17 protein-coding genes and 1 tRNA gene are annotated in these 15,977 nt (G+C 32.2%); 9 read left to right on the top strand and 9 right to left on the bottom strand.

What is annotated here, in order from left to right:
- The first annotated feature begins 22 nt into the window (after positions 1-22).
- Positions 23-292, top strand: a complete 270-nt coding sequence (gene rpsT, locus ABRY23_11775) for a 30S ribosomal protein S20 (protein ID MFA3783730.1) — start codon at positions 23-25, stop codon at positions 290-292.
- A gap of 37 nt (positions 293-329) precedes the next feature.
- On the opposite strand, the gene ABRY23_11770 is transcribed toward rpsT, so the two are convergent.
- Positions 330-1,829 carry an NTP transferase domain-containing protein gene (locus tag ABRY23_11770; protein MFA3783729.1) on the bottom strand — a complete coding sequence of 500 codons (1,500 nt, stop codon included), beginning with the start codon at positions 1,827-1,829 and terminating at the stop codon, positions 330-332.
- A 170-nt stretch (positions 1,830-1,999) separates the two neighbouring features.
- Between ABRY23_11770 and ABRY23_11765 the strand changes: the two genes are divergently transcribed.
- Positions 2,000-2,464, top strand: a complete 465-nt coding sequence (locus tag ABRY23_11765) for a hypothetical protein (protein ID MFA3783728.1) — start codon at positions 2,000-2,002, stop codon at positions 2,462-2,464.
- A gap of 6 nt (positions 2,465-2,470) precedes the next feature.
- Positions 2,471-3,460 (top strand): D-cysteine desulfhydrase family protein, encoded by a 990-nt coding sequence (locus ABRY23_11760; protein MFA3783727.1) that lies wholly within the window; start codon positions 2,471-2,473, stop codon positions 3,458-3,460.
- 155 nt (positions 3,461-3,615) lie between these two features.
- On the opposite strand, the gene ABRY23_11755 is transcribed toward ABRY23_11760, so the two are convergent.
- From ABRY23_11755 to ABRY23_11730, 6 genes are all read right to left on the bottom strand, one after another.
- On the bottom strand, positions 3,616-4,563 hold the full coding sequence (locus ABRY23_11755) for an aldo/keto reductase (protein ID MFA3783726.1): 948 nt from the start codon (positions 4,561-4,563) through the stop codon (positions 3,616-3,618).
- Positions 4,564-4,607: 44 nt separating this feature from the next.
- On the bottom strand, positions 4,608-5,603 hold the full coding sequence (locus tag ABRY23_11750; GenBank protein ID MFA3783725.1) for an anion permease: 996 nt from the start codon (positions 5,601-5,603) through the stop codon (positions 4,608-4,610).
- Between the two features lie 11 nt (positions 5,604-5,614).
- On the bottom strand, positions 5,615-6,232 hold the full coding sequence (locus tag ABRY23_11745) for a DUF47 domain-containing protein (protein MFA3783724.1): 618 nt from the start codon (positions 6,230-6,232) through the stop codon (positions 5,615-5,617).
- Between the two features lie 217 nt (positions 6,233-6,449).
- Complete coding sequence (locus ABRY23_11740) at positions 6,450-7,274, bottom strand: phosphatidate cytidylyltransferase (GenBank protein ID MFA3783723.1); 825 nt, start codon at positions 7,272-7,274, stop codon at positions 6,450-6,452.
- Entirely contained in the window at positions 7,271-7,624 is a 354-nt protein-coding gene (locus tag ABRY23_11735; GenBank protein MFA3783722.1) for a putative signal transducing protein, read from the bottom strand. The genes ABRY23_11740 and ABRY23_11735 overlap by 4 nt, the downstream gene beginning before the upstream one ends.
- 2 nt (positions 7,625-7,626) lie before the next feature.
- Positions 7,627-8,562, bottom strand: a complete 936-nt coding sequence (locus ABRY23_11730) for a type II CAAX prenyl endopeptidase Rce1 family protein (protein ID MFA3783721.1) — start codon at positions 8,560-8,562, stop codon at positions 7,627-7,629.
- A gap of 247 nt (positions 8,563-8,809) precedes the next feature.
- Here ABRY23_11730 and rimO point away from each other — a divergent pair, with 247 nt between their 5' ends.
- The 6 genes from rimO (at position 8,810) to ABRY23_11700 (ending at position 15,290) form a co-directional block, all read left to right on the top strand.
- A complete protein-coding gene (rimO, locus tag ABRY23_11725; protein ID MFA3783720.1) occupies positions 8,810-10,111 on the top strand; it encodes a 30S ribosomal protein S12 methylthiotransferase RimO in 1,302 nt (433 codons plus the stop codon).
- A 64-nt stretch (positions 10,112-10,175) separates the two neighbouring features.
- Complete coding sequence (locus ABRY23_11720) at positions 10,176-11,453, top strand: GWxTD domain-containing protein (protein MFA3783719.1); 1,278 nt, start codon at positions 10,176-10,178, stop codon at positions 11,451-11,453.
- Positions 11,454-11,521: 68 nt separating this feature from the next.
- Complete coding sequence (locus tag ABRY23_11715; GenBank protein MFA3783718.1) at positions 11,522-12,496, top strand: 1-phosphofructokinase family hexose kinase; 975 nt, start codon at positions 11,522-11,524, stop codon at positions 12,494-12,496.
- Positions 12,471-14,234: an outer membrane protein assembly factor gene (locus tag ABRY23_11710; GenBank protein ID MFA3783717.1), complete on the top strand. Its 1,764-nt coding sequence runs from the start codon at positions 12,471-12,473 to the stop codon at positions 14,232-14,234. Before ABRY23_11715 ends, ABRY23_11710 begins: the two co-directional genes overlap by 26 nt.
- A gap of 11 nt (positions 14,235-14,245) precedes the next feature.
- On the top strand, positions 14,246-14,926 hold the full coding sequence (locus ABRY23_11705; GenBank protein ID MFA3783716.1) for a ribonuclease HII: 681 nt from the start codon (positions 14,246-14,248) through the stop codon (positions 14,924-14,926).
- Positions 14,927-14,930: 4 nt separating this feature from the next.
- Positions 14,931-15,290 carry a YraN family protein gene (locus ABRY23_11700; GenBank protein ID MFA3783715.1) on the top strand — a complete coding sequence of 120 codons (360 nt, stop codon included), beginning with the start codon at positions 14,931-14,933 and terminating at the stop codon, positions 15,288-15,290.
- A 324-nt stretch (positions 15,291-15,614) separates the two neighbouring features.
- On the opposite strand, the gene ABRY23_11695 is transcribed toward ABRY23_11700, so the two are convergent.
- Positions 15,615-15,872, bottom strand: a complete 258-nt coding sequence (locus tag ABRY23_11695) for a GIY-YIG nuclease family protein (GenBank protein ID MFA3783714.1) — start codon at positions 15,870-15,872, stop codon at positions 15,615-15,617.
- A gap of 16 nt (positions 15,873-15,888) precedes the next feature.
- Positions 15,889-15,960, bottom strand: a tRNA-Lys gene (locus tag ABRY23_11690).
- Between the last annotated feature and the right edge of the window lie 17 nt (positions 15,961-15,977).

The following is a 15,977-nucleotide window of genomic DNA, read 5'->3' as shown; positions in this document are numbered from 1 at the left end:
AAATAACAAACAAAAGGGAAAAATGGCTCAACACAAATCCGCTTTAAAAAGAGCAAGAGCGAGTGAAATAAGGAGAAAAAGGAACAAAGCTTCGCTTTCAAAAGCAAAAACGTTAATCAAAAAGGTTTATTCTACTAAAGATAAACAGCAAGCTGAAATCGCATTAAAAGAAGCTGTGTCTTTTCTTGATAAAACTGTTTCTAAGGGCAGACTACATAAAAACAATGCGGCTCGCAAGAAGGCAGCATTAACTAAATATGTTAATACTCTTTCAGCTACCAAAGAAGCATAATTTTTTTTCTAAAAACACCTTAGGAGAAAAACTTTTTCTAAGGTGTTTGTTTATTTTTTATTGCTTCAATACCTTCTGCTTCGGGTAAATAATACCTCACCGTAAATATGTTGCCGTTAAAATTTGGCGGTTTTGATAAAACTTTTCTTACAAGCACACAATGTTCAACAAAAAAATTCTCTTCTATTTCTGAGCCGAAAATATAAGTAACACCTTTTATAATCACGTTTTTTCCTATTAATGTTGGATATTCATCGCTCCCTGTTATTCTAACGCCAGATTCTATCTTAACATCATCGCCAATTTTCACATTCCCTTTAATAATATCACCGCTAAATATTTCAACATTATTACCAATTTCCATGGTTTGTCCAGAAAAACAAGTTAATTGAACATTATCTTTGATTACAACATTTTTACCGAAAGAAATATTTCCATCGATATAAACATTTTTCATTAAAGTTAGGTTATAATTTAACTTAGCTCCTTTAGCCACGTAAACACCTTGTCCAATTTGAATATCAAGCGGAATTCCGTTAGAATCCATCATTTCAATTTGTGTTAAAATTTCTTCATCCAGAAAAAAATCATCAGGGTCATCTATTACAATTAGATCTTTGATTCTTTCATAAGCTCTTTTGCGCGCAACAGCGTTCATTTTTTTCAAAACAGATTTATTGTTAAAGCCTAATATTTCTGTTTGGTCCTTCGGAGAAACAGCTTGAACCCTATAACCTTGTTTATTAAACAGCAAAATAAGATCCGTCAAGTAAATTTCCTTTTGAACATTAGCCGTATTGAGTTTATACACAAGTTTAGATAACTTTTTAAAATCAAATACAAAGACGCCCGAATTGAACTCTCGAATTTCCAATAATTCTTTTTTGGAATATCTGTATAATCTATTTTTATAGCTAATAACATGTTTTTCCTTATCTTTCATGCTTAGTATGTCTTTATACTCAATTATCTCCAGTACGTTTTGCAAGCTTTTATCTTTTTTATTTTTAGCAGACTTTGCTCGAACTATTCTGCCATAATAATTTTCTTCAACAGGTCCTTGAAAAATTCCAGTTAAAACCATCATGTCGGCTTTAGAGTTTTCATACTCTTTTCGTAGATTTTCTATAGTTGAAGACTCAATTAAGCCCATATCGCCAGGTAGAATAAAAATAGTTCCTTTATATTTAGTCGAATCTATAATCCCCAATGCAGTTTGAACAGCATGACCAGTTCCCAATTGTTCTTCCTGGTAAGCATAAATTACAGACTCATTTTTTCCTAATGTTTTAATCACATCTTCAGCTTTTATTCCAACCACTATAATAATATTTGAATCAGGCAAACCCTTTTTACAAGCTGAAAGCACCCTTTCTACTGTTGTTCTTCCCCAAATTTTATGCAACATTTTAGATGTCTGTGATTTAATTCTTTTCCCGTGACCGGCAGCTAAAATAATTGATGTATATTTCTTTGTGTAATCAAATTGCGATGAATATTCATTTAATAAAGCTTGTATGTTCGTTTGATTTTCCATGTCTCACCTAATGTTAAAGCTTAGAAAGAAACTTACTTAAGACTAATCAAAATTTAACAATTATTAACATTTTATCAGAGACTTTTTATTTACTTTTTCTTTGAGTTATTTTTTTGTTTAAAATAAATTTTGTTAATTGGTAATAATTCTTTTAATCACACAAAACATTTATGAGCAAAAAGGTTTTTATTATTCTTTCATCCTTGTTCATTCTATGTTCGATTAAAATAACTGGACAAGAAAAAGGAACGGGCATTGGTTTAATAATTGGTGAACCAACCGGCTTAATTGGAAAATACTGGTTAAATGAAATCAATGCAGTTGACCTTGCTTTAGCATATTCTTTTGTAGGCAAAAATTCTTCGGTCTCCATTCACAGTGATTACTTATATCATAAGTTTGATATTTTTCCTTCAGAAGAAAAGTTTGTTTTATATTATGGTTTTGGTGTTAGAATTAGATTTGTTAACAACGATAAAAACAGTTTGGGCGCACGGGGTTTAGCAGGATTGTCGTGGTTTAATAAAGAGTATCCCATAGATATTTTTCTTGAAGCTGCACCAGTTTTTACTTTATTGCCGTCAACAGCTTTAAACTTAGATTTATCAATTGGTGCAAGATATTTCTTTCGATAAATAACTATGCGTATAAAAAAATTACACAGAATTAATTTAGGATTTTTTCCCACACCAATTCATGAACTAAAAAGATTGAGCAATTTTTTAGGTGGGCCAAAAATTTTTATTAAAAGAGATGACTTAACAGGACTTGCGTTAGGTGGCAATAAAACAAGAAAGCTCGAGTTTTTAATTGCTGATGCAATTTCAAAAAATTGTGATACTGTAATTACTGGTGGAGCTGAACAATCAAACCATTGTCGCCAAACAGCTGCCGCCTGCGCCTTGAGCGGCTTAAAATGCCATCTTGTTTTAGGTGGAAACAAGCCAAAAACTTATGAGGGGAATCTTTTGATGAATTATTTGCTGGGAGCAGAGATTCATTGGTCAGGAAAATTTCGAAAAGGAGAAAAAATTCCTGAAATCGTTGATAAGTTGATAAGAGAAGGTAATAAACCTTACGTGGTTCCCTACGGTGGTTCAAATGCTATTGGAGCTGCAGCATTTGTATATGCTATTAATGAATTAAAGCAGCAGCAAAAAAAGTTTAATTATAAATTTGACTATATTATTTTCCCTTCCAGCTCGGGAGGTACACATGCAGGATTAATAGTAGGGAAAAAAGTTTTTAATTTAGATACAAAAATTATTGGAATAGGAATTGACAAAGAAAAGATAGAAAATGAGTTACTTGAAACACGTATTTTAAATCTTGCTAACGAAATTGCAAACTTGCTTAATCTACATATAAAATTTGCTTCTGATGATGTTATTGTTAATCACGATTATGAGGGAAAAGGCTATGGCGTAATTAACAATCTTGAAATTGAAGCAATAAAATTAACTGCCAAGTATGAAGGAATAATTTTAGACCCAATTTATACAGGCAGGGCAATGGGTGGACTAATTAACATTATAAGGGATAAAGAAATATCCCCAACAAGCAACGTATTATTCTGGCATACAGGAGGAATACCATCAGTCTTTGCTCATTCAAAAAGTTTAGTTCAATAACTACGGAATGTTCAACCCTTACGTTTTCATATTACAACAGTTACACAACTTTATTTTTTGATATGCAGTTTCAAATCATCAATCAATGAGAACTCATAAAAATTACAACTATTATTTTGTTAAGACAGCCCAGCCTATATTAGGTCACTTTAAAATCAAAGCTCAAACTCTTTTAATAATTTTTCTATTTCGCTAAGGTCTTCTTTAGTTAGAACGTACTCGGCAGCTTTAATATTTTCCAGCACTTGATTTTTATTTCTAGCGCCTACAATAGCAGATGTAATCGCTGAATGACTTAATACCCAAGCAACTGCTAAATTACCAACAGTTTTATCAGCTTTTGCAGCAATAGGTCTTAATCGCTCAACGAGTTCTAACGCCTTAGAAAGATATGGCTCTTGAAAATATGGATTATTTTTTCTCCAATCGTCTTCAGCTAGTTTTTTTGTATGAAAATTTCCTGTTAACAAGCCAGCTTGCATAGGGCTATAGGCAACGACTCCAATCCCATTTTTTTCGCAATATGGCAATATTTCTTTTGCTACATCTCTTCTCAACATACTAAACGGTGGCTGTAAAGATTGTACATGTTCAATCTTCATACACCTTTCCAGCAGGTTAACATCAAAATTACATACACCTATAAAACGAGCTTTCCCTTCTTGTTTAATTTTTACCATTTCTCCCCATGAATCTTCAACAGGTACATTTGGGTCGGGCCAATGTATCTGATACAAATCCACATAATCGGTTTGCAATCTTCTAAGACTATCTTCAATTTCTTTTCTAATACTATTAGGATGGTTGTTAATATTAGCTCCGCCTTTACCATCCGGCACCATACCACACTTTGTTGCAACAAAAACCTCTTTCCTTCTATCTTTTATTGCCTCAGCTACTACTTCTTCCGAATGTCCAAGTCCATACACAGCAGCAGTATCTATCCAGTTAATTTCATTATCTAAAGCAGTGCGAATAGCTTCAATTGATTCGTTATCATCAACCTTTCCCCAGCCCCATTTCCACGGACCTCCGATAGCCCATGCTCCAAAACCTATAACTGTCAACTCTGGTCCATTTTTACCAAGTTTTCTTTTTAACATTTTTTACCTCCATATTTTAGTCCAGATTAAATTGATGATAATAATTAAAAAAGAGACATTAAGTAATTAATAAATAAAAATGATATACTTGCAAACGAAGCTGATAATGGAATAGTTAATACCCAAGCCCAAACTATATTCCTTGCAACGCTCCATCTTACATAACTCATTCCTTTAACTGAACCAACACCGGCAATTGCCCCAGAAATAGTATGGGTAGTACTAACTGGTATTCCAAAATAAGAAGCGAGTAAAATTGTAAGTCCAGCTGATGTTTCTGCACTAAAGCCGCCGAATGGTGTAAGTTTAGTCAAGCTCATTCCCAAGGTTTTAATAACGCGCCAGCCGCCAATAAATGTTCCAAGAGCTATTACAGTATAGCTTAAAAATACTACCCATACAGGGACATAGAAAGTGTTTCCTAAAAAACCATTAGTAAACAATACCACAGCAATAATGCCCATAGTTTTTTGAGCATCGTTAGAGCCATGACTTAAGCTGTAAATAGCCGCAGAAATTAATTGTAATTTTCTAAAATACTTATCAACTTTGCGCGGTTGAAAATTTTTAACTGCCCATAAAGTAACAATAGAGAAAACTACAGCAAAGAACATTCCTAAGATTGGAGCTAAAAAAATAAATGCAAATACTTTAATAAACCCATCAGCAATAATTGAACTTGGGCCAGCTTTAATTAGTGCTGCACCCCCCAAGCCACCAATTATCGCATGAGAAACGCTAATGGGCAAACCCATGTGGGTCGCCGAAGCAGCAGTAAAAATTGCACCAATTAACGCCGATAAGATTACAACGTTATCAATTATGTTAACATCTACAATACCTTTTCCTATTGTAGTTGCTACACTTTCTCCAAAAGTAAATGCGGCTGCAAAATTAAAAAATGAAGCCCATGCAACAGCCTGCAATGGGGTTAATACTCTTGTTGAAACGACAGTAGCTATAGAGTTGGCAGCATCATTCATGCCGTTGTAAAAATCAAATACCATTGCTAACAGGATAATTATTATAGGAAAAGCCATAATAAGAGTATTTAACTATTTTTTACATAAATTGTAAGGATAGCATTTGCAACTAATTGCAGCTTGTCTACAGTTTTTTCAAGCATATCCAATATTTCTTTATTCTTTATTAGCACAATGGGGTCAGTTTCATTGGCAAAAAGATTTTTCATTGATTCTTTATAAACCGTGTCTGCTTCAGATTCCAAATCTTGTACAGCTTTGCATAAATTTGTCGTATTATTTCTATGTTTAAGCTCGTGAATAGCTTCGTGCAAATTTTTTACTTGAAGATAAATTATATCGGTAAGCTTTTGGGCACCTTCAATTTTCCTTTCGAGATTCAGGATTTCTAATCTCGATGCAAGAGCTTTTAACGAGTCACTTGTACTTTCTATCCTATGGGAAAGATTAACAATATCCTCTCTATCGAATGGAGTAATAAATGTTTTATTAAGTCTTTTTAATATCTTATCAGAAACCTCATCACAACGCCTTTCTAACGAAAATATTCTCTGTTGAACCTCGAAATTTAGTTTTGAGTTGCTAAATAATTCCTTGATTAATGTTGCCATTTCAAAAGTGTTATCAATCATATCATTGAAATGGTCAAAATATTTTTCTTCTTTTGGAATTAAAAACTTAATCATCTCTCTCCTTTTTGATACTTCTAAGTAAGCTTAAGAACTATATAATGACAGTCTATATTTTAAAAATATCTATTTTATGGCAGATGAACAAAATTAAGAAGTCAAACCGTCTTTTTATTCAAATCATTTTTATCCTTCTAGTATAAATGAACTCTTTTCTATTGAATCAACTTCTTAAAGATTTTAACAAAGTTAATACTATATAGCTAAGCGAAAATCAGCGAAAGAAGAAAAACATATAAAGATAAATAAATGGTGAGCTAAAAAGGAGCGAGTCAAATCTATCGAATATACCGCCATGACCTGGTAGAATTGAAGATGAATCTTTTACATCAACATCGCGTTTTAAGAGGCTTTCAACTAAGTCCCCTAATTGACCAAAAACCCCAATAATTACCCCCAAAACAACAGCGTCCAAAATGCTAATAAAATTTACTAATAATTCTTTCATTACTATCATTGTAATTAAAGAAAACATAAATCCTGCAATGGCTCCTTCCCAGCTTTTATTTGGGCTAACTCGTGGAAACAGTTTATGTCTACCGAAACTGGAGCCCAAAAAAAATGCAGCCGAATCACAAATCCAGATGGTCGCTAAAACAGAAATAATTAAGTAGCCGCCGCGATTGTATAAAAATTCGGATTGATTGTAATATTCTCGTATTAAAATCAAAGTCGAAGCGAACAATCCGATATAAAAAACTCCAATAAAAGTTCCGCCCAAATTATTAACTGCAGAACCTTTATTTCGAAAAAGTTCAAAAGATAAAGTCAAAATAATGATACACAGGACAAGCACTTTAAAATCAACGAAAGAATTATAAGCTTCTGTAACAATCGAAATTATGGCCAGACAGCCTATGATTAAATTGGCATTGCTGTTCTTTTTCCTGATTATTTTAGAAAATTCATAATAAGCAACTAGACCTATTGCTAAGGTTAGTAAATAAAAAAGAAACTTACCATACCAACAAACAAATAACATTGTTGGAATACCAACAAATGCAACTATAACTCTTATTGTTGTATTGCTCAGGTTCATTCTTCACTTTTTTGACTATTATCTTCAGAATTGGCATTAATATCATTAATTATTTCCAATGCAGTTTGAACCTGATTTTTCTTAACAAGCAATTTAATAACAGAAAGATCCCCCACGGTGGGGAAATTTTTATCATTTTGCGAAAGAATAAGTGTTTCTACATTTGCACTTTCTAAGTTGGCTTTTAACATTTCAGCTTCATAAGTTCTATCTGTGCTGTATACAACCACCCAATCTTCCGGATGTACTAAATGCCCTTCAAACTCTTCAACGGGGACTAATTCAGTTCCACAATCCGGACAAACCTCTATTCCGTCCACATACTCGTATTCGCATTTGGGGCAAATCATAATTACCTCGCTAATTCGGTTTTTTTATAATACTTTTTTATGTAATAAATAAAAAAAGAAAAAATAACTATTAACGCAAAAAGATTGATTGCATGGGGTGCAACTTTATCTGTCAATTCTACTTTTGTATTTATTATTTCTTCCTCTCCAAAAATAAAATATGCTGTTAATGCAATCGAATTATTTAAGAAGTGAAGAAACATAGAAACAAAAATTGAATTAGAAGTATAAGCCGCAAAGCCGAAGTAAATGCCTAAAATTACAAGGGAAACTAATCCATACGGATTAAAATGATATAATCCGAAGAATAACGCTGTAATAACAGCTGACCAGAACGGCTTAAATTTTTGTTCAAAGCTTTTTTGTACGAATCCCCTGAAAAAAGTTTCTTCACAAATTGCAGGGGTAACAGCTACAACAAATATCACAAATGACGACTCAAAAAAAGAATTTGAAGAAAGCAAATTACCATAAGTTTTTTCAACCATTTGATCTACTTTATCAAGAATTTCTTTTAAATTGCCAAAAAAACTGTTTACATGAGCCAACTTTAAGAAAAGATAATTTTGAATAAAGATTAACTCCTGCAGCAATGGAGTGATGATAATTAAGCCCATAGCAAATAAAGCTATCTCTTTAAAACGGGGCACCTTAACACGCAAGGCTTGAGTAACATTTTCATAAACGAGTCTGGCAAAAATTAAAGCAGGAAGCAAAATCAACAATATTTGTCCACCCATAGTTAACAAACGCATTGCATTTACATCTGCATTTTCGAAATTCAAACCGAAGATAGCAATTGTAAGCAGGCCACCGCCAAATTGGTAAAGAAAAAAAACGGCTAATAAGGAAAGAAAAGCTGCAGTAACAGGTTTGATAGAAGAAATTACTTTTAACCTGTCCCCACCTGGTTCAGTATTATTTACACTATCGTTCATATATGTGAAGATATGAAAAAGAAAAAATATTTCCTATTGTGTTTTAGTATTTAAACAAACTCTGTTTAAGCATAATATAGACAAAATTTACCCAAATAATCTTTATTTAGCTTCCTCATCTATCTCCAGTAGTAATATTTTTATTAGCCCCTCTAAAGTTTTTTAGCAGTAGTCAAAATCCTACATTACTTTTAATTTCTCAATTATCTATCTTTGCACTAATTAAAAAACCAACAACAAATATTTAATGCAAGACTCAAGCAAAATTTCGGTACTAACGTTAGGTTGTGCAAAAAACACTGTCGATTCCGAACGTTTAATAAATCAATTAAAACTAAACAAACTCAATATAGCAGATGACCCTAAAAAAGCTGACACAATAATAATAAACACTTGCGGTTTTATTGATGCTGCTAAAGAAGAATCAATAAACACTATCTTATCTGCAGTTGAACTTAAGAAAAGAGGAAAAATCAAAAAAATTTTAGTGGCAGGCTGCCTATCGGAAAGATATAAAAATGAATTGGCAAAAGAAATTCCAGAAGTTGACGCATACTTTGGCACTGAAAAATACAAAGAAATAGTTGAAGAATTAGGAGGCAATTTAAAAAGAGAACTTTTAGGCGAGCGAGAATTAACTACGCCAAAGCATTATGCTTATTTAAAGGTTTCAGAAGGATGCGATAACCCTTGTTCTTTTTGCGCAATTCCGTTAATGCGAGGCTTTCATAAATCTGTCCCTATCGAACAACTCATCGGTGAAGCAAAATCCCTAGCAGCCAAAGGGGTAAAAGAATTGATTATTATTGGTCAAGATACAACAGACTATGGCAAAGATTTATATGGCAAAAGAAACATAGCTGAGCTTCTCAATAGACTTTCTGATATTAATGGGATAGAATGGATACGTCTGCTTTATGCCTACCCTTCTCATTTCCCAGATGATTTAATAGATACCATAGCCTCAAACGAAAAGATATGCAAATATATTGACATACCGCTTCAACATATATCAGATTCAGTATTAAAGTCAATGAGACGCGGAATAACCCAAAGAAGAACTAAAGAATTGCTTTACAAGTTGAAAGAAAAAATACCTAATTTAACACTACGCACAACTTTTATTGTAGGTTATCCAGCAGAGACAGAAAAAGACTTCAACGAACTAAGTGATTTTGTTAGAGAATTTGAATTTGACAGGTTTGGTGTGTTCAATTATTCGGTAGAAGAAAAAACTCCAAGCTTTATTTTAGGTGACCCAATCCCTAATGAATTAAAGGAAGAAAGAAAAGCCACATTGATGGAAATCCAAAGGAATATATCCCTCAAGAAAAATCAAAATTTCATCGGTGAAAAAATTAAAGTATTGATAGATGATTTTACTGAAAATAATTATGTAGGCAGGTCGCAAAGAGATGCACCAGAAGTAGATGGAGAAATAATATTAAGTTCTGAAAATTCTTTATCAATAGGCAACTTTTATTATGTTGAAATTTACGATTGCAATGAGTATGATTTATTTGGTAAGTTAATAGTTATGAAACAATGAACAAAATTTTTTAACAAAACTGAAGCTAAATAATTTTTAGCCGCAGTTTTGAGGAGTTTAAAAAATGAGATATATAATTATAATTTTGTTTTTTGTTATAAACAGTATGATATTATCACAAGTTGAGCTTTCAAGACCTGATGAGAACACGCAACTTGTTGCATCTTTTTATATTGATTACACTTGTAATAAAAGCCAGTTACCCGGCAAGACTCGTTTCGATGTTTTTCTTCAAGTGCCTTATCGCAGTATTCAGTTCATAAAAAGGGATTCCATTTTCTTTGGTACTTATAACGTTACGTTGACTTTTTACGATTCAGACAAATCAAATATTCTATTTGAAAAGATGTGGCAAGAGCAAGTTAAAACAGCAAACTTCAGACAAACGACCTCTCAAAACAACTACAATATCAGTTACAAAAATTTTGATTTGACACCTGGCAAATACGTATTAAAATGTTACATAGAAGATAATAACTCTGAAAAGAAAAGTGAAAAAACTTTCCCTATAACAATCAGAAAAATTAATGACACACTTGGAATTAGCGATATACTGCTGATAAGTGACATAATACATAATAGTGATGTCGAAAACATCGTTCCAAACGCTGCAAGAATAATAACTAATAAAACTAAGAACCTCCAGTTAACTTATGAAATATACTCTTCGACTAATCGTAATGTTTTTGTTAATTATTTAATAAAAGATAATGATGACAATAAAATTTTTGAAACTAAAGACACACTTACAATAAAAGAGGGGACAAATCCAATTTACTACACAATTAATTACCAAAACTTCATAATTGGCAAATATGAATTGGAAGTCTCACTACAAAATTTGGAAAACAAAACTATAAGTTCAGTTACTAAAACTATAAACTCTAGGATTTTCGGGTTGCCCAGTACAATTGTAAACCTAAACAAAGCAATTGAACAGATGATTTATATTGCTTCCTCAAAAGAAATTGATGAAATAAAAAATTCAAAAACTTATCAAGAAAAATTAGATAAGTTCATGGCATTCTGGAACTCTAAAAAGCCAAATAAAAATTCAGATGAAAATCCAATTCTCAACGAATATTACAGAAGAATTGACTACGCAAATAAAAACTTTAGAGGTATTGGTGAAGGGTGGCGTACAGATATGGGAATGGTTTATGTAACTTTTGGACCGCCAAGCAATGTAGAACGCCACGCTTTTGAAATGGATTCTAAACCTTATGAAATTTGGGAATATTACGAGCAAAACAGATACTTCGTTTTTGTAGATAACACAGGTTTTGGAGATTATTACTTGGTCAACCCAGATTACAGTCGCTGGCCCGGCTATAGACAATAATTAAGTCGTTAGCAAAAAGAATTTTCTCAACATAAAACCTTCAGTTTTTCTTAAATCTCGTAGACGCTATGGTGCTTACAGTTACATTAAACCCATTATTAGAAAAAAGGTTAACTTTTAAATCAGTTACACTTGGGAACACACAGAGAGCTAAAAGTATTTACTTTACTGCAGGCGGAAAAGGTATAAATGTAAGTCGACAATTGAACTGTTTAAATATCCCAAATCATGCTCTTACTTTTTTAGGTGGAGACACTGGTAAATTGCTTCGCAAGGTATTATCAAACGAAAAAATTAGCTTTAGTTTTGTGCCAACTAAAAACGAAACAAGAGAAGCATTTTTAGCTGTAGAAGAAAAAATTAAAAGGGTTTCTACATTTATTTCTCCAAATAATTTAATAACTGAAGCAGAATCAAATGAGTTCAAAAATAAACTTGAAAAAATGATAAGAAACTGTTCAATTGTAGTTTTTTCTGGAAGTTCTCCTTGCACTCAAACAGATGATATCTTTTCATACGGCATTAATCTTGCAAATCAACTTGATAAAATTTCAGTATTAGATACCTACGGCACCCATTTACAAAAATGTATTGATTCCGCACCTACAGTTATTCATAATAATATTACAGAACTGGAAAATTCATTAAATATTGATTTAAGCAACGAACAAAAAAAAATTGACTTCCTAAAATTCCTTTATTCTAAGGGAATTAAACTTGCTTTTCTTACTGATGGCTCTAACGATGTATTTGCTGCTAAATTTGACTTCCATTATAAACTATCACCACCTAAAATCAAGTTAGTTGATTCAACTGGAAGTGGTGATGCCTTTACAGCTGGAGTTGTTTTTGGCCTATATCATTCTTTCGTATTCGATGACTTACTTAAAATTGCTACTTCACTCGGCACAGCAAATGCAGTAAAAATTGAAACTTGTAATTCTACTGTAGATGAGTATGAAAATTACATTGATTTAATACAAATTAAATCTGTCGGTAAAAAAATGAAAATTATTGATGATACACCTAATACAATCTCGTAAATTAATTTTTGTTCTTCTGATTACAAACTCTGTATTCCCTCAAACCATCAAATCAATTGAAGTAAAAGGTTCAGTAAATTTTCCTGAAACTGAATACATAAATTGGTGCGGTGCTTCAATTGGGGCAAAATTCAATAAGGAACTTATCGACACTGTTAAAAAGAATATTGCAAACAATTTATCAGCCGAAGGCTTTTATAACTTTTCCTTCAACTATATTCAGTTTGTCAAAGAAGATTCACTCTCATACAAATTATTGATTAATATTGATGAGGGAAATCCAACTTTTATTAAAAATATTAATTTTACTTCCAACTTCGAGGATACATCAGTTATTAAAGATTACTTAGATGAATTAAAAAACAAAATTTTTTCGAGAGAAAATATCAATGTTGCTTTCAATAACATTTTAGACTCTTTTGAAAATAACGGTTATCCTTTCGCCGTAATTAAAATAATCTCGGTAGAGTTTTTTGATGATACACTTTCTAACGAACATCAAGCAAATTTGCAACTGGAAATAGACAAAAATGTAAGAGCAAAAATAGATTACATAAATATCACTGGAAATACAAAAACAAAAAGCGATGTGATAATACGAGCTACAGGCATTAGAAAAGGTGAACTGTATTCTCAAAAATTAATTGATGACATACCCGATAAGTTAAATAAGCTAAATTTTTTTAAATCAGTTGAAAAACCAACGTACTATCTTAACACAAATAACGAGGGGATTCTTAACATTAAAATAGAAGAGCAACAAACAAATAACTTTGACGGCGTTATAGGTTACGTGCCTTCAAGTTCATATAACGAGTCGGGCTATTTTACTGGATTTGTAAATATTGGTTTAAGAAATTTATTTGGCACTGCAAGAAACGCTTCCATACGATGGCAGCAGGAAAATCCATCAACACAAGAACTTGAATTTCACTATTTAGAGCCATGGATTCTTAATTATCCATTTAACTTGGAGGCAGGATTTTTTCAACGCAAGCAGGATTCTACATACATCCAACGAAGTTTAAGCGCTCAATTAGAATTTTTAGCAACAGATGAAATTTCAGCGTCCTTTTTAATTTCAAATCAAACTACAATTCCTACAGAGCGAAAAGTTAACGTTTTTACGGTTTTTAATTCCTCTACACTAACTACAGGCTTAAGTTTTAAAATTGACAGACGCAACGATATTTACTCACCAACTCGAGGCTTAATTTTTATAAGCAGCTTAAAATCCAACACAAAAAGAATTACTGGGCCGGCAAGCTACATAACTACAGATACTAAAACTAAAATTAATTACCAGCGAATTGAAGCAGACTTAGAGCTTTTTCATCAATTATTTACTAATCAAGTTATTAAATTGGGTCTGCATGCAAGAGAGTTAAAGGGCAACGATTTTGAAATAAGCGATCTTTATTTTTTGGGAGGCACAAATACTCTTCGTGGTTATAAGGAAAAGCAATTTCAAGGTAACAGAATTTTTTGGTCTAATTTTGAATACCGCTATTTATTAGAAAAACGCACATTTATTTTCGTGTTTTTTGATACAGGGTATTATCTTAGGAATGAAGATTTACAAAAAAATATTTTATTTGTATCCGATTATAAATACGGATATGGATTGGGTTTAAATATTGAAACTAGCCTTGGCATACTAAATGTAAGTTTCGCTCTCGGCAAAGGGGATTCATTTAGTCAAGGCAAAATTCATTTTGGATTAATAAATAACTTTTGAAATAGGGTTAAATGCGAAAAAATTTAACAATGCTTCATGATAGTTTAAAGGCTTTCGATAATTCTTTTATTACAAAAAAAATAAAACTTATTGCAGGGGTAGACGAAGCAGGCAGAGGTCCTATTGCAGGTCCAGTTGTGGCCGCTGCAGTAATTTTCAGCAAAGATACAATCTTAGAAGGTGTAAATGATTCTAAAAAATTATCTGCCAAACAAAGAGAATTTTTGTTTAATAAAATAATTGATTCTGCATTGAGTTTCGGCATTGGAATAGTTGACCATAAAGAAATTGACAGAATTAACATACTTCAGGCTTCACTTAAATCGATGAAAATTGCCGTAGAAAAATTAAAACTAAGGCCAGACTTAATTTTAATTGATGGAAATAAAACATTTTATTCTGACGTTCCTACAAAAACCATAATTAAAGGCGATTCGAAATCATTTGCTATTGCTGCAGCATCAGTTATTGCAAAAGTTATAAGAGATAAGTTAATGGACAAAGCTTCAATGTACTTTCCAGAATATTATTGGTCAAGTAATAAAGGTTATGCTACTAAAACACACATTGAAGCTGTTAAAAAATATGGTGCATCTGAATTTCACAGGAAAACATTTCTTAAAAAAATTATAGAAAAAGATTATAAAGAAAATCCCCCTTTGTTAAATGATCTCGTAAAAAATAATATATAACCACATGAGCAAAAACAAAAAGAAATTTGGCGATATCGGCGAAGATATCGCATGTAAATATCTTACAGAAAAAGGCTTTAGCATTATTGATAGAAACTATTTTTATGGACATGGCGAGATTGACATAATTGCAAAAATTAGCAACGAGTTGGTTTTCGTAGAAGTAAAAACAAGAAAAAGCATTGAATATGGCTACCCGGAGACATCGATAACAAAAAATAAAATTAAACAAATCAAAAAAACCGCTGAAGCTTATCTCTACGAGAACAATATAAAAGACCAAATTTGCAGATTTGATTTTATTGGAATTTTAATGTTAGACAATAATGAACCTGTTATAACACATATTAAGAATGCTTTTTGAATAAACCCTAATTATACATTAGAAAAATGAAAAAGTGGAAATTCGCAGCCAACTTTAGAGAATAATCCTTTCAAATAATAAACATAAATAAAGATAATTAGTTCAATTTTCAAAACTCTTTTACCCCTTATGTATTCATAAGAACTTCACATTATGGTTGGGCTTAAATTTTTCACGCTTAGAGGATTATCGATTCTAAAAAAGGCTTTCTTTAATAAAATTTAGTATAAAAAAATCCTGCTTGATATGCAGGATTCTACTCTCGTGAGCGCGGGTGGGCTCGAGCCACCGACCCCTCCGACTTTCCTTAAAAGTCGTAGTGCTCTACCCCTGAGATAAGTTTTTCAAGTAGTTAATCGCTTTCTGGTGATTCTTATATGATTTTAATTTTACCTCTAATTGGTAAGCTTCTGATTTCGTACGACATCGATAACTTATTACTACTTCCCACGGCCCCTTCCCTTTTGTATACTTACTGCGGTCTTCATTGTGTCGCCTTAATCTGTCTTCAATATCTGAGGTGTGACCTATATAATGTAGGCCCGTCTTTAATGACTTAATTATATATACGCTGTAACTCATTCTTGCTTTATCTTCGTGAGCGCGGGTGGGCTCGAACCACCGACCCTTTGCTTAAAAGGCAAATGCTCTACCCCTGAGCTACGCGCCCGTTTTATTTATCATCAT

The sequence above is a fragment of the Melioribacteraceae bacterium 4301-Me genome (assembly GCA_041538185.1).
GTDB classification, from domain to species: domain Bacteria; phylum Bacteroidota; class Ignavibacteria; order Ignavibacteriales; family Melioribacteraceae; genus Pyranulibacter; species Pyranulibacter aquaticus.
Note: the sequence above shows the minus strand (reverse complement) of the source record. Positions and strands in the feature narration are given on the sequence as shown.